The organism is Tenacibaculum sp. 1B UA, from assembly GCF_033978845.1.
Classification (GTDB): Bacteria; Bacteroidota; Bacteroidia; order Flavobacteriales; family Flavobacteriaceae; genus Polaribacter.
Genome location: NZ_JAKVUA010000001.1, coordinates 406,250 through 429,388, shown reverse-complemented (window position 1 = coordinate 429,388; position 23,139 = coordinate 406,250). Strand labels below are relative to the sequence as shown.

General features: G+C 30.9%; 23 protein-coding genes. 11 read left to right on the top strand and 12 right to left on the bottom strand.

The annotated features are described in order from the left end of the window. Positions 1-154: 154 nt before the first annotated feature. Positions 155-808: an HD domain-containing protein gene (locus tag MK851_RS02080; RefSeq protein WP_320241001.1), complete on the bottom strand. Its 654-nt coding sequence runs from the start codon at positions 806-808 to the stop codon at positions 155-157. 64 nt (positions 809-872) lie between these two features. Next, positions 873-1,880 carry an aspartate-semialdehyde dehydrogenase gene (locus MK851_RS02075; protein ID WP_303505125.1) on the bottom strand — a complete coding sequence of 336 codons (1,008 nt, stop codon included), beginning with the start codon at positions 1,878-1,880 and terminating at the stop codon, positions 873-875. A gap of 223 nt (positions 1,881-2,103) precedes the next feature. Here MK851_RS02075 and MK851_RS02070 point away from each other — a divergent pair, with 223 nt between their 5' ends. From MK851_RS02070 to dinB, 5 genes are all read left to right on the top strand, one after another. Further along, entirely contained in the window at positions 2,104-3,135 is a 1,032-nt protein-coding gene (locus MK851_RS02070; RefSeq protein WP_320240998.1) for a rhodanese-related sulfurtransferase, read from the top strand. After that, complete coding sequence (locus tag MK851_RS02065) at positions 3,135-4,382, top strand: peptidase U32 family protein (protein WP_320240996.1); 1,248 nt, start codon at positions 3,135-3,137, stop codon at positions 4,380-4,382. Before MK851_RS02070 ends, MK851_RS02065 begins: the two co-directional genes overlap by 1 nt. Further along, positions 4,382-4,612, top strand: a complete 231-nt coding sequence (locus MK851_RS02060) for a ferredoxin (RefSeq protein ID WP_073182300.1) — start codon at positions 4,382-4,384, stop codon at positions 4,610-4,612. The genes MK851_RS02065 and MK851_RS02060 overlap by 1 nt, the downstream gene beginning before the upstream one ends. A 107-nt stretch (positions 4,613-4,719) precedes the next feature. Further along, entirely contained in the window at positions 4,720-5,118 is a 399-nt protein-coding gene (locus MK851_RS02055; protein WP_303505116.1) for an ACT domain-containing protein, read from the top strand. 9 nt (positions 5,119-5,127) lie between these two features. Beyond that, entirely contained in the window at positions 5,128-6,210 is a 1,083-nt protein-coding gene (dinB, locus tag MK851_RS02050) for a DNA polymerase IV (protein ID WP_303505114.1), read from the top strand. On the opposite strand, the gene MK851_RS02045 is transcribed toward dinB, so the two are convergent. The 5 genes from MK851_RS02045 to MK851_RS02025 form a co-directional block, all read right to left on the bottom strand. Continuing rightward, a complete protein-coding gene (locus MK851_RS02045; protein WP_320240994.1) occupies positions 6,207-8,129 on the bottom strand; it encodes a tetratricopeptide repeat protein in 1,923 nt (640 codons plus the stop codon). The genes dinB and MK851_RS02045 overlap by 4 nt on opposite strands. Beyond that, positions 8,130-8,867, bottom strand: a complete 738-nt coding sequence (locus tag MK851_RS02040; RefSeq protein WP_303505111.1) for a LytR/AlgR family response regulator transcription factor — start codon at positions 8,865-8,867, stop codon at positions 8,130-8,132. It abuts the gene before it with no gap. A gap of 369 nt (positions 8,868-9,236) precedes the next feature. After that, complete coding sequence (gene rpmA / locus MK851_RS02035) at positions 9,237-9,497, bottom strand: 50S ribosomal protein L27 (RefSeq protein ID WP_115899715.1); 261 nt, start codon at positions 9,495-9,497, stop codon at positions 9,237-9,239. Between the two features lie 22 nt (positions 9,498-9,519). Next, positions 9,520-10,005: a 50S ribosomal protein L21 gene (gene rplU / locus MK851_RS02030; RefSeq protein ID WP_115899714.1), complete on the bottom strand. Its 486-nt coding sequence runs from the start codon at positions 10,003-10,005 to the stop codon at positions 9,520-9,522. A 100-nt stretch (positions 10,006-10,105) separates the two neighbouring features. Then, positions 10,106-10,561 (bottom strand): hypothetical protein, encoded by a 456-nt coding sequence (locus MK851_RS02025; protein WP_320240990.1) that lies wholly within the window; start codon positions 10,559-10,561, stop codon positions 10,106-10,108. 215 nt (positions 10,562-10,776) lie between these two features. Here MK851_RS02025 and MK851_RS02020 point away from each other — a divergent pair, with 215 nt between their 5' ends. Both MK851_RS02020 and MK851_RS02015 read left to right on the top strand, forming a co-directional pair. Continuing rightward, entirely contained in the window at positions 10,777-12,093 is a 1,317-nt protein-coding gene (locus tag MK851_RS02020) for a pitrilysin family protein (RefSeq protein WP_320240987.1), read from the top strand. Between the two features lie 21 nt (positions 12,094-12,114). Next, positions 12,115-14,169, top strand: a complete 2,055-nt coding sequence (locus MK851_RS02015; protein WP_320240985.1) for an insulinase family protein — start codon at positions 12,115-12,117, stop codon at positions 14,167-14,169. 80 nt (positions 14,170-14,249) lie between these two features. Here the strand turns inward: MK851_RS02015 and MK851_RS02010 are convergent, their stop codons facing one another. Beyond that, the gene (locus MK851_RS02010; protein ID WP_320240983.1) at positions 14,250-15,122 is read right to left on the bottom strand and encodes a DMT family transporter; all 873 of its coding nucleotides are present in this window, start codon (positions 15,120-15,122) and stop codon (positions 14,250-14,252) included. 89 nt (positions 15,123-15,211) lie between these two features. Between MK851_RS02010 and MK851_RS02005 the strand changes: the two genes are divergently transcribed. Then, positions 15,212-15,736, top strand: coding sequence for a cation transporter (locus MK851_RS02005; protein ID WP_320240981.1), 525 nt, complete (start codon positions 15,212-15,214; stop codon positions 15,734-15,736). Positions 15,737-15,821: 85 nt separating this feature from the next. Further along, entirely contained in the window at positions 15,822-16,841 is a 1,020-nt protein-coding gene (locus tag MK851_RS02000) for a COX15/CtaA family protein (RefSeq protein ID WP_320240979.1), read from the top strand. Positions 16,842-17,408: 567 nt separating this feature from the next. On the opposite strand, the gene gldD is transcribed toward MK851_RS02000, so the two are convergent. Genes gldD through mutY form a run of 4 tightly spaced genes read right to left on the bottom strand, consistent with a single transcriptional unit; the run spans position 17,409 to position 20,822 of the window. After that, entirely contained in the window at positions 17,409-17,963 is a 555-nt protein-coding gene (gene gldD, locus MK851_RS01995; protein WP_303505088.1) for a gliding motility lipoprotein GldD, read from the bottom strand. Then, positions 17,956-19,284, bottom strand: a complete 1,329-nt coding sequence (gene gldE / locus MK851_RS01990) for a gliding motility-associated protein GldE (RefSeq protein ID WP_320240976.1) — start codon at positions 19,282-19,284, stop codon at positions 17,956-17,958. Before gldE ends, gldD begins: the two co-directional genes overlap by 8 nt. Before the next feature lie 19 nt (positions 19,285-19,303). After that, complete coding sequence (locus MK851_RS01985) at positions 19,304-19,738, bottom strand: single-stranded DNA-binding protein (RefSeq protein WP_320240974.1); 435 nt, start codon at positions 19,736-19,738, stop codon at positions 19,304-19,306. Between the two features lie 37 nt (positions 19,739-19,775). Then, positions 19,776-20,822, bottom strand: coding sequence for an A/G-specific adenine glycosylase (mutY, locus tag MK851_RS01980; protein WP_320240972.1), 1,047 nt, complete (start codon positions 20,820-20,822; stop codon positions 19,776-19,778). Between the two features lie 133 nt (positions 20,823-20,955). On the opposite strand from mutY, the gene MK851_RS01975 reads away from it, so the two are divergent. After that, positions 20,956-21,246 carry an HU family DNA-binding protein gene (locus MK851_RS01975; protein ID WP_028891679.1) on the top strand — a complete coding sequence of 97 codons (291 nt, stop codon included), beginning with the start codon at positions 20,956-20,958 and terminating at the stop codon, positions 21,244-21,246. Between the two features lie 290 nt (positions 21,247-21,536). Beyond that, positions 21,537-23,081, top strand: coding sequence for a ribonuclease E/G (locus tag MK851_RS01970; RefSeq protein WP_320240968.1), 1,545 nt, complete (start codon positions 21,537-21,539; stop codon positions 23,079-23,081). The last annotated feature ends 58 nt before the right edge of the window (positions 23,082-23,139 follow it).

The window sequence follows — 23,139 nt, the reverse complement described above, 5'->3', positions numbered from 1 at the left end:
CTATTTAGATGCTATTTTTACAATAAGGGGATTACATTAATAAATTGGGGGTTATTAACTGAGACAAATATATACCAAATTCAATAACATCCAAATTTTAACGTAAACTTTTTATTAAAGCAATACAAAATTTATATTATTAACACAATAAAAGCTAAATAATTCCATTCCATTCATTATAAAATTGATTTAAAAACGTTTCCATGTAGGTATGTCTTTCCTTTGCTATTGCTTTTCCTGCTGTAGTATTCATTTTGTCTTTTAACAGCAGTAGTTTTTCGTAAAAATGATTAATTGTTGGCGCTGTAGACTTTTTATATTCCTCTTTGGTCATCTTTAAATTTGGAGGAACCTCTGGATTGTATAATTCTCTATTTTTAAATCCTCCGTAGTTAAAGCAACGAGCAATTCCGATGGCTCCAATAGCATCCAAACGATCAGCGTCTTGAATTACGTCTAGCTCAAGAGATTTAAAGTTTTGTTTAAAATTCCCTCCTTTGAAAGAAATATTAGTAATGATATTTTCAACATGAATAATATCCTCTTCAGAAACTTGTTGATTTTCAAGAAAAACTCTAGCTTTTTGAGGCCCTTTGGTTTCATCGCCGTTGTGAAATTTACTATCTGCAATATCATGGAGTAATGCACCTAACGAAATCACAAATTCATCAACATTTTCATCTTTTGCTATGAGTAAAGCATTTTTGTAGACTCTTTCAATATGAAAAAAATCATGTCCTCCTTCTGCTCCTTCTAAGGTTTCTTTTACAAACTCAATGGTGTTTTGTATTATCTGTTCTTTATTCATAATCCAAAAATAAAAATCCTGCACTTATAAGTACAGGATTTTAAAAGTATTATTATAATTTATTTTATGCAGTAACCGATGGTTTAACCAAATTGTTAGCCACTAAATATTCTGCTATTTGAACAGTGTTTGTCGCCGCTCCTTTACGTAAGTTATCAGCAACAATCCACATATTTAAAGTATTTGGTTGAGATTCATCTCTTCTAATTCTACCTACAAAAACCTCATCTTTATTATTTGCTAAAATTGGCATTGGGTATACATTATTTTGCACATCGTCTTGTACAACAATTCCATCAGTTTTACCCAACAGTTCACGAACCTTTTCCAATTCAAAATCATTCTCAAACTGTACATTAACTGCTTCAGAATGCCCTCCAGCTGTAGGTATTCTAACTGCCGTAGCCGTTACTGAAAAAGAATCGTCTCGTAAAATCTTTTTAGGCTCTTTTACTAACTTCATTTCTTCTTTGGTGTATCCATTCTCTAAAAACACATCACAATGAGGTAATGCATTTCTTCCTATTGGATGTGGGTACGCCATTTCTCCTCCAATTCCTGCTTCTTCATTATCTAATTGTTGAACTGCTTTTACACCTGTTCCTGAAACTGACTGATATGTTGAAATTACCACTCGTTTCATTTTATATTCCTTATGTAAAGGCGCTAAAGCCATTACTAATTGAATTGTAGAGCAGTTTGGGTTTGCGATAATTTTATCTTCGCTAGTTAACACATCTCCATTAATTTCTGGAACCACTAGTTTTTTTGTTGGATCCATTCTCCATGCTGATGAGTTATCAATTACGGTTGTACCAACTGCTGCAAATTTAGGAGCCCATTCTAAAGAAGTATCTCCTCCAGCTGAAAACAATGCAATATCTGGTTGCATAGCTACTGCAGTTTCTAAACCTACTACTGTATAATTTGTTCCTTGAAATTCAATTTGATTACCTACCGAACGTTCCGATGCAACAGGAATTAATTCTGTTATCGGAAAATTACGTTCTGCTAATACTTGTAACATTACATTACCTACCATACCGGTAGCGCCTACTACTGCTACTCTCATCTTTTTACTATTTGAGTATAAAATTATTATTAACGAGTTACAAAGGTTTAAAAAAAACGAATTAGTTGTATTTATTTTCTATGAAAAAATACGTTAAAGTTTAAAATATATCGTTTTCAACTAAAAAGTATTGTTTTAAACAGTAAAACTCAAAAAATCAGTACATTTGCATCGATTTTTTGTTGAAATTACAACATATTTGTTTAACTTAAAAAAGTATAGCATGCAACTGTACAACAAGTTAAGCGCTGAAGAACGCGCTAAATTAATAGATGAAGCGGGAAAAGACCGCATTACAATCTCATTCTATCAATATCATAAGATAGAAAACCCAACTTTATTTAGAAATAAATTATTCCTAGAGTGGAATGAACTAGACGTTTTAGGAAGAACCTATGTTTCTTCTGAAGGAATCAATGCTCAAATATCTGTTCCTTCCGAAAACTTTTTAGCCTTAAAAGATCAATTAGATAGTGTCTCTTTTTTAAATGGAATTCGTTTAAACGTAGCTATTGAACATGATAATAAATCTTTTTTAAAACTAAAAGTAAAAGTTCGTAACAAAATTGTTGCTGACGGATTAAATGACAATACTTTTGACGTAACTAATAAAGGTGTTCATTTAAACGCTAAAGAGTTTAATGAGATGTTAGCCAATCCTGATACGGTTTGTGTAGACATGCGAAACCACTATGAAAGTGAAATAGGTCATTTCGATGGAGCTGTTACTCCAGATGTTGATACGTTTAGAGATTCTTTAGATATTATTGAAGAAGATTTAAAAAACCATAAAGAAGATAAAAACTTATTGATGTATTGTACAGGTGGGATTCGATGTGAAAAAGCTTCTGCCTACTACAAACACAAAGGTTTTAAAAATGTTTTTCAGTTAGAAGGAGGGATCATTGAATATACACGCCAGGTAAACGAAGAAGGTTTAGAAAACAAGTTTTTAGGCAAGAACTTCGTGTTTGATCACCGAAGAGCTGAAAAAATATCTGATGATGTAATTGCCAATTGTCATCAATGCGGAAACTCTTGTGACACACATACCAACTGTGCTAACGAAGGGTGTCACTTATTATTCATTCAATGTGATGACTGTGCTGAAAAGATGGAAAACACTTGTTCTCCTGAATGTCAAGAAATCATTCATTTACCATTCGAAGAACAAAAAGAATTGCGTAAAGGAAAGCACGCAAGCAATAAAATATTTAAAAAAGGACGTTCAGAAGCTTTAAAATTTAAAAAGTAATGCAAAAGATTGAGTTAATGGCTCCTGCTGGTAATCTTGAATCATTACAAGCAGCTTTAGACAACGGATGTGATTCTGTATATTTTGGTGTAGAGCAATTAAATATGCGTGCTCGAGCATCTATCAACTTTACCTTAGATGATTTAGAAGAAATTTCTCGTAAGTGTTCAGAAAAAAATGTTCGTACATATTTAACATTGAATACGATTGTGTACGACCATGATTTATCGATTGTAAAAACTTTAATCAAAAGAGCCAAAGAAGCAAACATTACTGCCGTAATCGCTATGGATCAAGCTGTAATTGCCATGGCAAGAGCAGAAGGTATGGAAGTCCATATTTCTACTCAAATTAACATTACCAATATAGAAACGGTTAAGTTTTATGCCATGTTTGCCGACACTGTGGTATTGAGTAGAGAATTAAGCTTACGTCAGGTAAAAAAGATTACTGAGCAGATTGAAAAAGAAGAAATTAAAGGACCATCTGGTCGTTTGTTAGAAATTGAAATTTTTGGTCATGGTGCTTTATGTATGGCTGTTTCAGGAAAATGCTATATGAGTTTACACTCGCATAATTCTTCTGCAAATAGAGGTGCTTGCAAACAAAATTGTCGTAAAAAATACACGGTCATTGATCAAGAGTCTGGTTTTGAAATGGAATTAGACAATGAGTACATCATGTCTCCTAAAGATTTATGTACCATCGATTTTTTAGATCAAGTTGCGAATGCTGGAATTAAAGTATTGAAGATTGAAGGACGCGGTCGTGCTCCTGAATATGTTGCTAAAGTTATCAAGTGTTATCGTGATGCCATTGACAGTTTATACAATGGAACTTACAACAAAGAGAAAGTAATTAGCTGGATACAAGAACTTGAAAAAGTATACAATCGTGGTTTTTGGAATGGATATTATTTAGGTCAGAAATTAGGAGAGTGGAGCAAAGAACCTGGTTCGCATGCTACTCAAAAGAAAGTATACTTAGGAAAAGGAACCCACTATTTTCCGAAAGCAGAAGTTGGAGAGTTTAAAATTGAAGCCTACGATTTAGCAATTGGTGATACTATTTTAATTACAGGACCAACAACAGGTGCTCAAGAAACAGAATTAAAAAGCATGTTTGTAAATGACAAAGAAGCACAAACTGCTACTAAAGGTGATGAAGTTACTATGAAACTAGATTTCAGGATTCGTCCATCAGATAAATTATACAAAATTGTAAAAACCGAATTTGCTAAAAACTAATGGTCGTAATTACGCTACAAAGAAACAAATGTATTGGTTGTAATTATTGCGTGGAGTTAGCTCCAGCACAATTTCAAATGTCGAAAAAGGATGGAAAATCTGTTTTATTACATTCTACAGAAAAGAAAGGTTTCTTTACCATAAAATCACACGATGATAGTATTTTTGAAGCTTCTTATGAAGCAAAAAAGGCGTGTCCTGTTAAAATTATTGAAGTAAAACAAGTGTAATTTTAACAAAAACTACTTCCTGTTAGAAAAAATCAAAACTAATGAAAGCTCTCTTATGAGGGCTTTTATTAGTTTAAAAAAATGTATTTTTATCTAAAATAAGCACCATGACTGGAGAAAAAAATTTATCCGTACTTATCAGAGAAATGAAGCCTTTTGTAAATAAAGGAGAGTATGTTTTTACTACGGTAAAAGATATACACAACATTAATAAAGAAGATATAGTTGGTCAGTTCAAAGAAGCAGAAGGAATCACTTTAATTCTTGAAAAGAAGGTTGCAGATAATTTAGAATTGGCTTACAGTTTTATAGCGTCTTGGATTACCTTAAAAATTCACTCTGCTTTAGATGCAGTTGGTTTAACAGCTGCTTTTTCTTCTGAACTTGCTAAACATGATATTAGCTGTAATGTTGTTGCAGGTTTTTATCATGATCATATTTTTGTTGACAAGAAAGATGAAACAAAAACTATAAATGTTTTAACAAACCTATCTAAATCTATTTAGATTGTATTGATGGAATTACAGCCTCCTTTTCGTAAAATTATTCATGTAGATATGGATGCTTTTTATGCATCTGTTGAGCAATTAGATAATCCTGAATTGCGAGGAAAACCAGTTGCTGTTGGTGGTAGAGAGATACGAGGTGTAGTTTCTGCTGCCAGTTACGAAGCTCGAAAATTTGGGGTGCGTTCTGCCATGAGTGGTGTTTTGGCAAAACAAAAATGTCCGCATATTATATTCGTCCCTCCAAGATTTGATCGTTACAAAGAAATTTCATCTAAAATTAGAAAGATTTTTTACGATTATACCGATTTGGTGGAACCTTTATCATTGGATGAGGCTTATTTAGATGTTACTGAGAACAAAAAAGGAAATCCGTCGGCTAGCATGATTGCTCAAGAAATTCGTCAACGTATTTGGGACAAATTAGAATTGCGAGCATCCGCAGGTATATCTATCAATAAATTTATTGCTAAAGTTGCTTCCGACATTAATAAACCCAATGGACAAAAAACCATTAATCCTGAAGAGGTTCTTGAGTTTCTAGAACAGCTTCCTGTAAATAAATTTTATGGTGTAGGTAAGGTAACTGCTGCTAAAATGCATAACTTAGGCATCTTTACAGGTTTAGATTTAAAGCAAAAATCACAGGAAGAACTTTCTAAATTATTTGGAAAGTCTGGGATGCATTATTACCATATTGTTCGAGGTATTCATAATTCAGTAGTAAAACCTAACCGTATTCGAAAATCAATTGCTGCCGAAACTACTTTTAGAGAAAATCTATCTTCAGAGGTTTTCATGTTAGAGCGACTTGATAAAATTGCTGATGAGTTAGAGCGTCGCATGAAAAAATCGAATACTAAAGGAAAAACAGTAACCTTAAAAATCAAATACAGCGATTTTACACAACAAACTCGCAGCAAGACTACCGACCATTACCTACAGTTAAAAAAAGAATTCTATCCTATTGTAAAAGAGCTACTGTATCAAGACACACTTAATAATTCAGTTCGATTGTTAGGTATTTCTTTTAGTAATTTAAATACTGAGAAAAAAAAACCTGTTTGGGTACAGTTACGGTTTGATTTTTAAAGTATCGGTATTTTTAACGATACTTTGGTTCCTTTCGGGTTTCCTTTCTCATCAATTATATCCGTATAGATTAATGAATAATTATTAGCATACTCGTTGGCAAAGTTTCGTAATCGTTCTTTGGTTAAATCTATACCTATCGATCTGCGATTTAACGATTTGTTTTTTCTAATTTTCATAGCCTCATCCCTACCAATTCCATTATCTACAATATCAATTTGTATAAATTCGTCTGATATTTTTGTAACCGATAACGAAACTTCTTTTTCTCCTTTCTTACACGAAAGTCCATGCCAAATAGAATTTTCTAAAAAAGGCTGCAATATTAATGGTGGAACTTTTATTCTTTCTATGTTTACGTTCGAATCTACTTTTTCAACATAATTAACTTCATTAGATAATCGAATATTTTCGATACTCATATATAAATTCATAGTTTTTAGCTCCTCACTCAACGTTACTTCTTTTACAGATGAAGACTCTAAAATACTTCTAATTAGTTTTGAGAATTTATTTAAGTAGTATACCGCATTTTTTTGTTCATTATTTATAACATATAGTTTAATAGAATTTAATGCATTAAACACAAAATGCGGATTCATTTGAATTCTCAAAGCTTCCTGCTCTAACATCAATATTTTTTTATCGTTGTTTAACAAGCGTTGTCTATACATCGAATACAGCAATACTCCTAAAAAGGCTATAGAAACTAATGCTATAATTAAAACATTTCTATTTCGTAATAGTTTTAATGTTGCAATTTCATTCTCTTTTGCTAAGTTTTTTATTTTATTTCTACTAACCTCATTATCATACTTATTAATAAGGTTGTTTACGTATAGTATGTTTTTGTCATTAAATGTTTTACGTTCTCCTTCAATAGCCTTCTTGTAAAAACCATATGCTTTTTCATAATTCTTTTTTTTCTCATATAACTCAGATAAGTATAATTTGGACTGGTTAACTCCTGATGGAATTTTATGCTTATTAGCAACTGCTAAACCTTTTTCTAAATATATTTTTGCTTTATCCAGGCTATCCAACTTTAACTGTACATTACCTAAAGTAATATATACATCTGAGGTATAATATTGGTTACCTGTTTTTTCTGAAAGAGACACGACTTCGCTTATATACTTATAAGCTTCTTCATACTTTCCTTGCAACAATAAAACATTGCTGATGCTATTATGGCAAATGACCTTTCCTATACTTGAATTATTTTCAATATTATATTGTAAAGATTTATTGTAGTGCTCTAATGCTGCATCAATATCTCCTAAGTTTTGAAAAGCCAACCCCATGTTTTGATGATTGATTGCCAATCCTCTTTTATCGCCAGTTTTCTCTTGAATTAAGATTGCTTTTTTAAACTTTTCTAACGCTAATTGATATTGTTTAAGAGCTAAATAGATGTTACCAATACTATTATTTGATATACTTATACTTATTTTGGTATCAACATCTGGAAGTTCAATTTTATCAGCTAACTCAAGTGCCATTTGGTGATAATTCAAAGCACTTCTAATCTTGTCTTGTCTCCTATATACTACCCCTATTTGATTTAGCGTAACTATCTCTGCATTAACATCTCCTATCTCTCTTGATAATTTCAGTGCTTTCAAATGATTGTCTATTGAGCTATCAAAAAATGAGTTATTTCTGTAATGCCATCCAAGTAAGTTATAAGCATATACTTCTCCTAACCTATATTCTCTTCGTTCACTTTCTTTTAAAAGAAAACCTATATCTTCTTTCTTAAATAGTTCTTCTTTAAAAAAACGATACAAGTCATAATAATCATCTATTTTTTTTTCTATTACTAGCTGTATTAAACTATCTATACGTCTCTTTTCTTCTTGTGAAAAACAAGAAAACACTGTGAAAAATAAAAAAGCGATTGTTATTAATTGTTTCATTTAAAGTTTTTCTAAGAAATCTGACTTTCTTTGTCTAGAAACAGGAATTTTATGATTATTTTCTAGCACAACATAACCATCTGATTTTAAAAATTCTTTTATTTTATTTAAGTTGATTATATATGAGTTATGTATTCTAAAAAAATGGTCTTCAGGAAGTAGTAAATTGATTTCTTTTAGTTTTTTAGTTACTACTATTTTTTTATTAGATCCTGTGGTATATATTGTTGAATAATTACCGTCTGACTCTACAAATAAGATTTCATCTTGAGATAAAAAAACTAGTTTTCCATCTGTATTAATAGTTATCTTTCTTCTATTAAACTTCCTGTTAAAGCTTGATAATATTTTTTCAACCTTTTCAGTATTGTTATTCTTCTTATAATGCTGCTTAACTCTTCCTATTGTTTCCTCTAGGTCATCAGAATCTATCGGTTTAAGAAGATAATCAATTGCTTGGTTCTTCAATGCCTTAATTGCATACTCATTATATGCAGTTGTAATAATTATGGCAAAGTCTTTATTCTCTAATTTTTCTAATAATTGGAAACCATCCATCGTAGGCATTTCAATATCTAAAAAAAGGCAATCAATACTATTCTCATTTATAAATTTAATTGCTTTTTCTGCTATTGTAAATGTTTCTATAACTTCTATATCATTTTCAAAGGTTGATAACTCCCAAGAAAGTCCTTGTATTGCTTTTGGTTCGTCATCAACTATAACTGCTCTTAACATTTTATGTACATTTATACCAAATGTAACAGATAATATTTTAAAAATAAAATATAACCAATACGGTTTTAGCAAAGAAATAGGCTAAAACTGTATGATAACTATAATCTTTTTACCATTTACACAAAAAAACAAACCATTTATACATCCATTACTATAAAAAATATTTTTTCCTCTGATATTTGTAGTGTAATACACAAGGGGAATCATATTGATAAATTGGGGGATTAATCAATAATGATATTAAGTTAAGAAACACCACTTTAAAAAGTGGTGTTTTTTTTATATAAATTTTAATGTTCAAGTTTATGTACACAAAAAAGCTCAACTATTTTTAGTTGAGCTTTTATCTTATTCTAATCAGTTAGTTTCTTAAGCCTCGAATGGAGTTACAGAAACGTATGATTTATCATCTCTTTTCTTTTGGAATTTAACAACACCATCAACTTTAGCATGTAAAGTATGATCTTTACCCATGTAAACATTTTCACCTGGATTGTGTTGAGTTCCTCTTTGACGAACAATAATGTTACCTGCTATTGCGGCTTGTCCTCCAAAAATTTTTACTCCTAATCGTTTCGATTCTGATTCACGACCGTTCTTCGAACTACCGACACCTTTCTTATGAGCCATCTTTGTAAGTTTTTAAAGTTAATTATTTACTTAATGCTTCAATTAATTCTGCTTTCTTTAAAGAAGTATATCCTGTAATACCTTGCTCTTTAGCTAAAGCCTTTAATTCTGCTACAGTCATTGAACTTAAATCCTTCGATTCTTCTTTTGTTTCAGCTTTAGGAGCTTCTTTTTTAGCGGCTGCTTTTTTTACTCCTGACGCAGAAATTCCTTCGATTTGGATTTCAGTTAAATACTGTCTGTGTCCATTTTTCTTTTTGTAACCTTTTCTTCTTTTCTTCTTGAAAACGATTACTTTATCACCTTTTAAGTGACCTAAAATTTTTGCAGTTACTCCTGCACCTTCTATAGCTGGGGCGCCAATAGTAACGTTTCCTTTATCTTCAATAAGCATTACATTATCAAAAGTTACTTTTGATCCTTCAGCCTCTTGTAAACGGTGTACGTATACTTTTTGGTCTTTTGCTACTTTAAATTGCTGCCCTGCTATCTCTACGATTGCGTACATACTATTTGTTTTGCGTTTATACTTCAAATTCACACTTTCTTAATAAAAATGCGGGTGCAAATATACATATTTTTTAAACACATTAAAATGTATTTCTGACTTAATTCAATTGAAAATCAAAAACTAAGGTCATTCCGCTTTTAACCTCCAATACTTCACTTATTGACGATCCTTTATGTAAGCTGGGGATATAACTTGTTTCGTTATAGTAGTTTGACCAGTTCTTTGTAGAAAAATCATATTCTCCTCCAGCATAATCATAGTTGTTATCCACATAATAATATTCAAGAGTATAATCATATACACCACTTTGTACATTAGAAAAAGAAACTTGTCGATTCCCTTTACCACTTACAGTTCTTTCTTGATCACCGATAGGACCATGTATTATTATACGAACATGACCTGTATAGTGATTCTGCGGAATATTAAAATTAACAGCTCCAGTAATAGTAGAAGTCCCTATACCTCCATCCATATAAGAACTTTTTATTTGTTCAATGTCATCACTCTCACAGCTAACAATAGTTAATGTTAAGCAACTAAAAAGCATCAAAAAAAGTATTTTTTTATCTTCATAATTATGAATTTTATTTAATAACGAGCAAGCAAAACTATATACTAACCTATTATAAAAGATAAAAAAGAAAGTTATTTAACTTCAAATTAACGAGGCTTTTTATTTTTTTCAAAAAACCTTGTTAAAAACGTAACAAAGTAATTAAATTCACGTCATATACACGAAAATTATTAAAAATTAAACTTTAATCAATGAGAAAAAGAGTTATCGCTCTAACTTCAGCTTTTATGGCATTTCATTTTACGTATGCTCAAAAGGTTGATTTTGAAGAGTATGATTTAAGCAATGGAATGCATGTTATTTTACATCAAGATAATACAGCACCAGTAGTAACAACATCTGTTATGTACCATGTAGGCGCTAAAGATGAGCAACCAAATAGAACAGGAATGGCTCACTTTTTTGAGCATTTATTATTTGAGGGTACAAAAAACATTAAAAAAGGAGAGTGGTTTAAAATAGTTTCTTCTAATGGAGGTACTAACAATGCCAATACTACCGATGATAGAACGTATTATTACGAGGTTTTTCCTTCTAATAATTTAGAATTAGGGATATGGATGGAATCTGAACGTTTATTACATCCAATTATTGGTCAAGAGGGTGTAGACACACAAAACGAAGTTGTAAAAGAAGAAAAACGTTTACGTGTAGATAACCAACCTTACTCTCGTTTTTTAGAGAATGTTAAGAAAAACATGTTTAAAAAACATCCATACAAAGGAACTACTATAGGTAAGATGGAACATTTAGATGCTGCTACCTTAGAGGAATTCTTAGCATTTAATAAAAAATATTATGCTCCTAATAATGCTACTTTGGTAGTTGCAGGAGATTTTGAGTTTAAAGAAGCTAAACGACTTATAAAAGATTACTTTGAACCTATACCTAGAGGTAAAGATATTGTAAGAAATTTCCCAAAAGAAGATCCTATTACAAAAGAGTTTTTTGCCAAAGCTTACGACCCTAACATTCAAATACCTGCAATTATGGCTGCTTATAGAACTCCTTCTATGAAAACCAGAGATGCTAGAGTGTTAGATATGATTTCTACTTACTTAAGTGGTGGAAAAAGCTCTGTACTTTATAAAAAATTAGTTGATACTAAAAAAATGGCTTTACAGGCTGGTGCAATAAACCTAAGTCAAGAAGATTATGGAACCTATATTTTATTTGCGCTTCCATTAGGAAATAACTCTTTACAAAGTTTAGTAAAAGAAATTGATGAAGAAGTGGTAAAACTACAAACAAACTTAATTTCAGAAAAAGATTATCAAAAATTACAAAATAAATTTGAAAATAATTTTGTGAATGCCAACTCAAGTGTAGAAGGTATTGCTAATTCATTAGCTCGTTATAATGTGTTGTATGGTGATACTAATTTAATAAATACTGAAATTGATATTTACAGATCAATTACACGTGAGGAAATTAGAGACGTAGCAAAAAAATACTTAAACACTAACCAACGTTTGGTAATGGAATATTTACCAGAATCAAAAAAATAATTCAGTAATAAGACATTCAATATGAAAAAAATAATAATAGCAGCATTAGCAGTTGTAAGCATGTCTTTTGCTGTAAATGCTCAAATAGATAGAAGTGTACAACCAAAGCCAGGGCCAGCTCCTAAAATTAAGTTAGGGAAGGCTGAAAAGTTCAAATTAAACAATGGCTTACAAGTAATTATGGTTGAAAACCATAAATTACCAAGGGTTTCCGCTTCATTAACAATTGATAACCCAATTTATTTAGAAGGTGATAAAACAGGTGTTTCTCAAGTTATGGGAGACATGCTAGGCAACGGTACAACAAATATGCCTAAAGATGAGTTTAATGAAAGGGTTGATTACCTTGGAGCAAATGTTTCTTTTAGAAGCAATGGAGCCTCGGTAAGATCATTAACAAAGTATTTTGGAGAGGTTTTAGGTTTAATGGCTGACGGTGTTAAAAATCCTAAATTTACACAAGAAGAATTCGATAAAGTAGTTGAACGTACTTTAGAAGGAATTAAATCTAACGAAAAAAGTGTAGAAGCTGTTGCTAGTAGGGTTGAAGATGCTTTAGTGTATGGTAAAAATCATCCGTATGGCGAGTTCATAACTAAAGAAAGTATTAAAAATATTACACTACAAGATGCAAAAAACAATTACAATACTTATTACAAACCAAACAACGCATATCTTGTAATAGTTGGAGATATTAATCCTTCTAAAACCAAAACGTTAGTTAAAAGTTTATTCAACGACTGGAAAAAAGGAACCATACCTGCTACTAATTACAATACACCTACCAATGTTGAGACTACCGAAATTAATTTTATAAATATGCCAAATGCGGTACAATCTCAAGTAGCTGTAATTAACACAGTTGATTTAACATTAGGTGATAAAGATTATTACGCAGCTTTATTAGCTAATAATATTTTAGGAGGCGGTGGTACTGCGCGTTTATTTATGAACTTGCGCGAAGATAAAGGCTATACTTACGGGTCTTATTCAAGTCTTTCACAAGATAAAAATAAAAATGCCGGAATTTTTAAAGCAAGTGCAGCTGTAAGAAACATAGTTACAGATAGTGCTGTGGTAGAAATTCAAAAGGAAATTAATAAAATTCGTTACCAAAAAGTAACACCTGAAGAATTAAAAAACTCTAAAGCAGAATACATAGGTAGTTTTGTACGTAATGTTCAAAAACCATCTGTAGCAGCTAATTTTGCATTAAATATTGCTCGTTATAACTTGCCAAGTAATTTTTATGAAAAATATTTAGAAAACATTAATTCTGTTACTTTAGACGATGTTCAAAATGCAGCAATTAAGCACTTCAAAGGAGATAAAGCTCGTATAATTATTACAGGTAAGGCAATTGATGTTTTAAAAAACTTAGAAAAAACATCAGAATATAAAATCAATTATTTTGATGCATATGCCAATCCTACTGAAAAGCCTGAAATGAGTTTACCTATTCCAGCAGGTACTACAGCAAGCTCAGTTGTTGACAACTACTTTAAAGCCATTGGAGGTAAAGACAAAATAGCAAGCATAAATTCTCTAATGATTTCTTCTGAAGCTAAAGTTCAAGGAATGCAATTAAGTTTAATCCAAAAAAGCGCCACTCCTAATAAATCTTCTGTAGTTGTTTCTATGATGGGTAACGTAATGCAAAAAGTAATTTTTGACGGAACTAAAGGATATCAAGAAGTTCAAGGTCAGAAAAAAGAAATGACAGGTGAAGATTTAGAAGAAGTTAAAAACACTGCTGCTCCTTTTGCTGATAAAGCTTATAAAACAGGGACTTTGGACAGAATTGAACCTATAGACGGAAACAATGCTTATGTGATTAAGCATGGTAAGAAAGAAATCTTTTATGATGTAAAATCTGGGTTAAAGGTTAAAGAGGTTAAAACCGCTAAAGGACCACAAGGAGAAATGAAAGTACCTGTTGTTTTTTCAGATTACAAAGAAGTAAATGGAATTAAATTTCCTCATAAAATGACTCAAAAGAATGGACCAATGACTTTTGAGTTCATCACGAAAGAAATTAAAATTAATGAAGGGGTTTCTGACGCTGATTTTAAATAACAATTAGACTTAAATCTATAAAAACTAAAAGAGCCAAAATGCAATATTTTGGTTCTTTTTTATTTTAAGTAATTTTAAAGCTATCTAGCCTTATTAACCAACCAAACACCAAACAAAATAATCCCTCCTGCTAACAACTGAATTAAACTTAACTTTTCTCCATCAATAATTCCCCACATCACAGCAACTACTGGAATTAAATATGTTACAGAAGCAGCAAAAACAGGTGAAGATAAGTGTACCATTTTATTAAATAACACTTTTGCTACTCCTGTACCTACAACAGCTAAAATTGCTACATAACCTAATGCAAAAGTAGTTTCTGTTGTTATTTCAAAAGTTGAAAAAAAGTCAGAAAAAGCTAAAACTAAGAATGCTGGAACAGTAAGCACTACAAAATGTCCAACTGTAATTGCTAAAGCATCCAAATCAAATAAGTATTTTTTTATTGTATTAACGTTAAAAGCATAACCTATTGATGCAACTACTACTAATAATGCATACCAATAATTTTGGTTAGGATTTAACTCTGCTCCTTTTAAAATTAAAATTAAAGTACCTATTAAACCTATTAAAATTCCAACTAATTGTTTCTTTTTAAAAGAAAACCCAAAAACTAATGCTCCAAAAACAAAAGTGTTAAAGGGTGTAAGCGAATTTAAAATAGCAGCTATTGAGCTATCTATTCCCTGTATTGCAAATGCGAATAGAAATACAGGAAAAAAAGTTCCTAAACCAGCCGTAATTATCACATACTTCCAATGTTTTTTTTGAATTCTTTTTAAACTCTTAAACCCAACTAACAATAAAAAAAATGCTGTAATTAACATTCGTAAAGCACCTACCTGAATTGGAGTTAATCCAATTAATGCCTTTTTCATTAAAATAAAAGAACTTCCCCAAACTAGCGAAAGCACTATTAAAAACAACCATTTTTGTTGTTGATTATTCATTTTCAATTAATTTAAGCACAAAAGTCGTTTATTTCTGTTTTTATTTTTGATTTTATTGATAAATTTGCTGAATAACTCAATAAATAAAAATGATGAAAATTCATAAAATATTATTCATTTTAGCCATCGTAAGCTTTTTAGCTGTTGGATGTAAAAATGAGGCTAAAAAAGAGGAAGCTACTCAGGAGCAAAAAACGGAAATTGCTGCTGACACTAAAGATCTTTCACTAAATATTTCAGGAATGACTTGTGAAATAGGTTGTGCTAGAAAAATAGCTTCTGACTTAAGTAAGAAAGAAGGTGTTTTAGAAGCAAACGTTGTTTTTAACGATAGTATTGCAACTATAAAATATGATGCTAACAAAACAAGTAAAGCTGATTTAATTGCTTTTGTTGAAGGAATTGGAAGTGGTGATATGTACAAGGCTTCAGAAGCCGCTAAAAAAACTTGTAAAACAGATTGCACAATGGCTTGTTGCGCTGCTAAAAAAGCAGACAAAAAATCTTGTGAAACCGATTGCAAAAAAGAGTGTTGTACAAAAACCGAGACTGAAAAGAAAGCTTGTAAAGAAGGTTGTACTATGGCTTGTTGTACTGAAAACAAAAAAGCATAATTGTTAATTCAAACAATATCGAAAGCTCCTAAAATTAGGAGCTTTTTTTATGCCATTTAAGTATCTTTGCTAAAATTTTCTTCTGATGAAAAAACACTTTACCCTCATTGTAAAAATCTCGTTAATTGCGGTATATGTTATTTTTTTAGCTGGTTCAGTTGTTCGTATGACAGGTTCAGGAATGGGGTGTCCTGATTGGCCAAAGTGTTTTGGATATTACATTCCCCCGACCTCTGAAAAACAAATTACATGGCAACCTGATTCTGAATATAAAAAAGGGATAATTATCGTAAAAGATGAAGTCTTATTTGTAGCAGGACACGATATAAAAACTACTCAAGAGTTCAATAGCAGTAACTGGGAAAAATACACAAAGCACGACTACGCAAAATTCAATAAATTTCATACCTGGACAGAGTACATTAACCGATTGAGTTCTGCTTTGGCGGGTATTCCTTTTCTATTTTTAATTTTTGTTTCTGTTAAATTTTGGAAAGAAAACAAACAAATTACGCTTTTATCATTCGGAGCATTCTTTTTGATGTTATTTGAGGCGTGGCTTGGTAAGACTGTAGTAGATTCTAACTTAAAACCAACAATAATTACCATTCACATGGTTGGAGGGTTAGTTATTGTTGCTTTGTTATTATGGCTGCTTTACATTGTTTCCGATCGAAAAAAAACATCCTACAAATACAATTCATTATTTAGTAAGTTAGTAATTCTTTCAGCTATATTTTCATTAATTCAAATTGCTTTAGGAACTCAGGTACGCCAATTTATTGACGAACAAGTAAAACTACATGGGTTTGAAAACAAACATTATAGCTTGATGGATCCGAACATTAAATTTTATATCCATCGTTCATTTACTATAGCTATTGTATTGGTTAACTTGGGATTATTTTACTTAAATCAGGTGAAAAATTTAGGTTACAAACTAGTAAATTGGATAGTATTCTTAATCTTTTTGGAAACAATTACAGGTATTTTAATGTACTATGCAGACTTTCCTTTAGGAACCCAAGCTATACACTTATTATCAGGTGCTATTTTATTCGGGTTACAGTTTTATTTGTGGCTTCAATCATACAAAATAAATTAAGAACTATTAATTAGTAATTAACTCAAAAAACAATTTACTTGATTTTTTACTTTCTGTAACAATGGTATAATACGCATGAATATCTAACTTACAAGTAAATATTTCTTCATTTTTTATATTCTTTATTTTAAAATTTAAAAAATGCTGTGTCTTTCTTTTTTTTATACTTTGATATTTACCCCATCTTTCTGGAGTTCTAGAAAAAGAAGAAGATATTGTACAAGTCGTTTCATAATCTAATTTTTCTTTCTTTTTTTCGGAATGGACTCTAAATCTTCCTTTAAAGGATCTGTAGACGATAATTCATAATTAAACCCTACCTTTATTTTATTTTTTCTAGCTTCTTTTTTTATTTTTTCTCTAAGCTCTAAATAGTAATTAATTAAATGTGTATCCCCTTCGAATATAAAAAGAATTGATTTTGGTGTAACAAAATTTTCCGTCTTTTTTTCTCTACAATTCTAACTCCTTTTTCAAAAGAAATATCAGATTGTGAGAAACAAAATTCTGACACAAGAACAAATACACAAAATAAAAATATCTTTTTCATCTAGCTAATATAACACTTTACTTCTTCCACTCTAATGTTTCCATCATGTGAATCATATCTTTTTTAATGTATTCAACTGCTGGTAAAATAGAATCATAATTTGGTTTTGTATAGAAAAATAAAGAGCCTTTTAAAAAGTGTTTAGAGCTATCTGTTGCATGAAATTGCACTTGTGAAGCAGCATTCCCTAGAATTTGGTATAAACTCCCGTAAACTTTTGTATTTGGGTTTGTATATTCAACTGGAGCAGTAATTTGATCTGCTTTTATAGCATGTTCAAATACTAGTTTCTCAGATTCTATTAATAACTCTCTTAAATTCCCTTCAATGGGACGATACGTAATATCTACCGAGGCTTTTAAACTTGGATATTCAACTTTTATCCAATTTTTTGGCAAATCTTTAGCTTGAGCTATTTGAGCTATTTCAACCGTATACGGTTTATTTAAATTTGCTTTCTTGTAGGTTTTATGAGGATACTCTAAACTTAGATAACCTTTTGGCTTAGGCAAGGTTTCCTCACCACAACTTATTAAAAATATTGCTGATATCAGCAAAGAGAGTTTACGCATTTCGGGTAACTTTTACTTGTTTTATACGTTTTTTAGCCAACGCTTCAATAGTAAACGTATAATTACTAAAGTTTATTTTTTCACCTTTTTTTGGAAATTTACCTGAGACTTCTAAAATAAAACCTGCTATAGTTTCACTTTCTCCTTTAGCCTCTTCAAATTTTTCCTCATCTTCATCTTCTAAGACACGGCAAAAATCTTTAATAGTTATTTTTCCTTCAAAAATATAATTATTTTCATCAAGTTTTGAGTAAGTGAGGTCTTCATCGTCAAATTCATCATTTATATCACCTACTATTTCTTCTATTACATCTTCTAATGTTACAATTCCGCTTGTACCCCCGTACTCATCGACTACAATTGCCAAATGTTTTTTCTTTTCTTGAAACTCTACTAGCAAATCATCTAGTTTTTTATTTTCTGGCACAAAAAATGGTTCTCTCAACAACTTTTGCCACTTAAACGTTTTCTTACTCAAGTGCTCTAATAAATCTTTAGCATATAAAACTCCAGTAATATTATCAATACTTTCATGATATACTGGATTTCTTGAATATCCGTTTTTTAAAATAGTTTGTAACACCTCTTCGTAACTAGTATCATCTGCTATTGCACATACATCTGTTCGAGGCTTCATAATTTGTACCGTTTCAGTATTCCCAAAACTTACAATTCCTTCTAAAATTTTTTGTTCTTCTTTCGTTGTTGCATCATCAGACGTTAACTCTAACGCTTGTGACAAACGCTCTACAGAAAGATTATTATTCTTATTCCCTAACTTATTTTCAACAACGCTTGTTATTTTGATTAATGGCAGGCTTAACGGAGTTAATAACGTATTTAATACCTGAATAGGCTTAGCCATGAACTCAGCAAACTGTAATGATTTTCTACTAGCATATACTTTTGGCAACACTTCACCAAACAATAAAATTAAAAAAGTAATAAGTACTATTTCAACTAAAAAAAGTACTGATACGTTAAAAAAGTAAAAGTTTAATTCATAATTTAATCCAGCAAACAACACTTTACCAATACTTGCAAAAAGCAACACGATAAGAATATTAATAAAGTTATTAGTTATTAAAATAGTTCCTAATAATTTTTTTGGATCATCAAGGAGTTTTACTACGGTATTTTCTTCTTTTGAATTTGTTGATAGCTCATCTAATTCAGTTTGCGAAATAGAAAAAAAAGCAACTTCAGTTCCTGAAACTAACGCAGAACAAATCAATAATAAAAGTAGCAATAAACAGTTGATGGCAGTCAACCAATCAAAACTTGATAATACTAAAAGTAAAGGTTCGGGTTCTGGGTCCAATTTTTAAAATTTAATTAAACTAAAATGGCAAATCATCTTCTTCTTTAGCTACACTTGGTGGTGTGGGGTTAGAGTTCCCTTGAATTGGTGATTCATTTGACTGCGCATTATTCGGGTCTTTTTTTGTAGACAAGAACGTCATGTCTTGCACATGAATTTCGGTTGTATATCTTTTTTGTCCATCAACTTCATACTGACGTGTTTTTATACGCCCCTCACAATACACTCGATCTCCTTTGGTTAAATATTTTTCACAGATTTCAGCCAATTTATTACGTACTACTACATTATGCCATTCAACATTTGTTATTCTTTCTCCTGTTTGACGGTTTGTATAGGTTTCATTAGTTGCTAAAGGAAAACGCCCAATTGAATTTCCTCCTTCAAAATAATGCATTTTAACCTCATCTCCTAAATGACCTATTAAAATAACTTTGTTTATTGTTCCTGCCATAGCCTTATAGTTTTGTGTAAAATCAAATATACAAATTTTAAGATTCTTTGTTTAAATATTCTTCTAAAAACTTATCAATTAACACCGGTACAGGGCGTTTTTTTACTGTAGTCCAGTCCATAGTTTTTGTATTTACATCTATGGTTTTTACTATCCAAAACTTAGTAATCAAATGTTGGTGCGATAATTTATGAATAATGTCTTCATTATTAAAAAGAGAAATCGTTGTTTCTTTAGGAAAAAGCTTTGTAAACTGTTCATTCTCTATTAACTCTTCTTCGTTTGTTTTCTTTTGTGTTTCTATTAAAGGAAATTGATACAGTCCTTGCCAAATTCCTCTCCCTTTTCTTTCTTCTAAAACAGTTTCGTTGCTTTCTGTAACTGGCACTAAATAGTTAAAGTATCGTTTTTTTATTTTTATTTTTTTTTCTTTTACTGGAAGCTCTTTTATTTGATTTTTTGCTAAAGCTACACAACTGTCAGCTAACGGACACTCATTACACAACGGGTTCCGAGGTTTACAATGCAACGCTCCAAAATCCATTATAGCTTGATTATATACTCCTGGTTGTGTTTCGTCTATTAACGTTTGCGCTAACTCTTTAAATTCTTTAATTCCTTTTATTGAATTAATTGGAGTATTTACACCAAAATAACGCGATAAAACCCTATAAACATTACCGTCTACTACAGCAACTGGTTCATTATAACAAATAGAAGCTATTGCAGAAGCTGTATAATCACCTACTCCTTTTAATTTGAGTAACTCTTTATATGTTTTAGGAAATACACCATTCAACTCTTCCACTATAAACTTAGCTGTAAAATGTAAGTTTCTAGCTCGTGAATAATAACCTAGCCCTTGCCATAACTTCAACACTTCAGTTTCATCTGCTTTTGCTAAGTCAAACACCGTTGGAAACGCTTTTGTGAACTTAAAAAAATAAGGCTGCCCTTGTGCTACACGTGTTTGCTGTAACATAATTTCGCTTAACCAAACACGATACGGATCCTTAGTTTTTCTCCAAGGCAAGTCTCTTTTGTTTTGTAAATACCAGCATACTAACTTCTTAGATAAAATCATTTATGTAAATTGTGGTTGCAAAATTAGTATATTTAATTTAGATATTTTTATTCTTATTTTTTCCGGAATGAATTAATTATCATATATTTGCACCCTCAATTTTTTAAAGAAAACAAACAAAAATATATTTATAATGACAAAAGCAGATATCGTATCTAAGATTTCAGATAAAAGTGGAATTGAAAAAGCGGATGTTTTGGCAACTGTTGAAGCATTTATGGACGAAGTAAAAGATGCATTAGAGAATGGGGATAATGTATATTTAAGAGGTTTTGGTAGCTTCATCATTAAAACAAGAGCAGAAAAAACTGGTAGAAACATTTCTAAGAATACAACTATCAAGATTCCTGCACACAATATACCTGCTTTCAAACCTTCTAAAGTGTTTACTGAAGGAGTGAAGACAAAAGTAGCTGTTAAGTAATTAAAAAATTATTAACCCAAGACCTTTATTTAAAAGGTTTTACAAAACATTTTAACTATGCCAAGTGGTAAAAAAAGAAAGAGAGCTAAGATCTCTACACACAAAAGAAAGAAAAGAGCAAGAGCAAACCGTCATAAGAAAAAGTAAGCAATAGCTTACTTTTTCGTTGCTTTTATAAGCTACGTTCATTGACAGTAAGGTTTTAACACCTTAAAATGGTATAAACATATACCTGTTTACAAATTTTAATCCGTCTGCGTAATTTTCGTTGGCACAAAACCATATTCAGAATGAAAACAGAATTAATAATTCGTTCCAATTCTTCTGATATTGATTTCGCCTTACTAAGAGATGGTAAACTTATTGAGTTAAACAAAGAAACAAGCGACAATAATTTTTCAGTTGGTGACATTTTCCTTGCTAAAATAGGAAAGGTAATGACTGGTTTAAACGCCGCTTTTGTAAATGTTGGTTACCCTAAAGATGGTTTTTTACACTACCACGATTTAGGACCACAAGTACAATCTTTAAACAAATTCATTAAGAAAGTAAGCACGGGTAATTACAAAGAATTCACTTTAAAAAACTTTCGCTTTGAAGAAGACATCAACAAAGATGGAAGTATTAATGATGTACTAAAATCAGGTCAAAATTTATTAGTACAAATTGTAAAAGAACCTATATCTACCAAAGGTCCGCGTATTAGTTCGGAACTTTCTATTGCAGGTAGGTTTTTAGTTTTAGTTCCTTTTTCTAACCGTATATCGGTATCACAGAAAATAGCAGATCCGAAAGAAAAGGAACGTTTAAAAAAATTAGCAAAAAGTATCAAACCTAAAGGGTTTGGACTTATTCTACGTACTGTTGCTGAAGGTAAAAAGGTAGCAGAACTTGACAAAGATTTACAAAACTCACTTGACCGTTGGAAAACAATGTGTAAACGCATTGCTAATAACAATACACCAACAAAAATATTAAGTGAGTTAAACAGAGCATCTTCTATCTTAAGAGATGTTATGAATGATTCTTTTACAAGTATAGTAACCAACGATGAAACTCTTAAGGTTGAAATTAAAGAGTACTTACAAGAAATATATCCTGAAAAGGAAAACATCGTAAGACTCCATCGTTCTGATGTACCTATTTTTGAAAAATATGGTATTGAGCGACAAATAAAAACATCGTTTGGTAAAACAGTTTCAATGAGCAAAGGAGCTTATTTAGTTATTGAACACACCGAAGCTTTACATGTTATAGATGTAAATAGTGGTAACCGTTCTAACAAGTCCTTAAACCAAGAAGAAACTGCTTTAGAAGTCAATTTAATTGCAGCCAGTGAAATAGCTCGTCAGTTACAGTTACGAGATATGGGTGGAATTATTGTTGTTGACTTTATTGATATGAAATCTGCTGAAAATAGACAGAAATTATATCAGCATTTAAAAGATGCAATGTCTTTAGATCGTACTAAACATAAAATTTTACCTCCGAGTAAGTTTGGTTTAGTGCAAATTACAAGACAACGTGTACGACCTGAATTAGAGATAAAAACACGTGAACCAAACCCAAATAAAAATGGAGAAGTTGAAGCTCCTATTGTGTTATTAGACAAAATAGAAGCTGAATTAGAACGCATACTAAATAGCGGTAAAAAATATAAGGAAATCACATTAAATGTGCATCCGTTTATAGCTGCTTATTTAACAAAAGGCGTTAATTCAATCCGTTTTAAATGGTTTGTTCAACACAAAAAGTGGATTAAAATATTACCTAGAGACGCTTACCAATACTTGCAATATAAGTTCTATTTAAAAAAGAATAAAAAAAGTAAGTAAGGCAATCTTATTATGAAATAAAAATCCCGTATCGAAACGATACGGGATTTTTTTATCT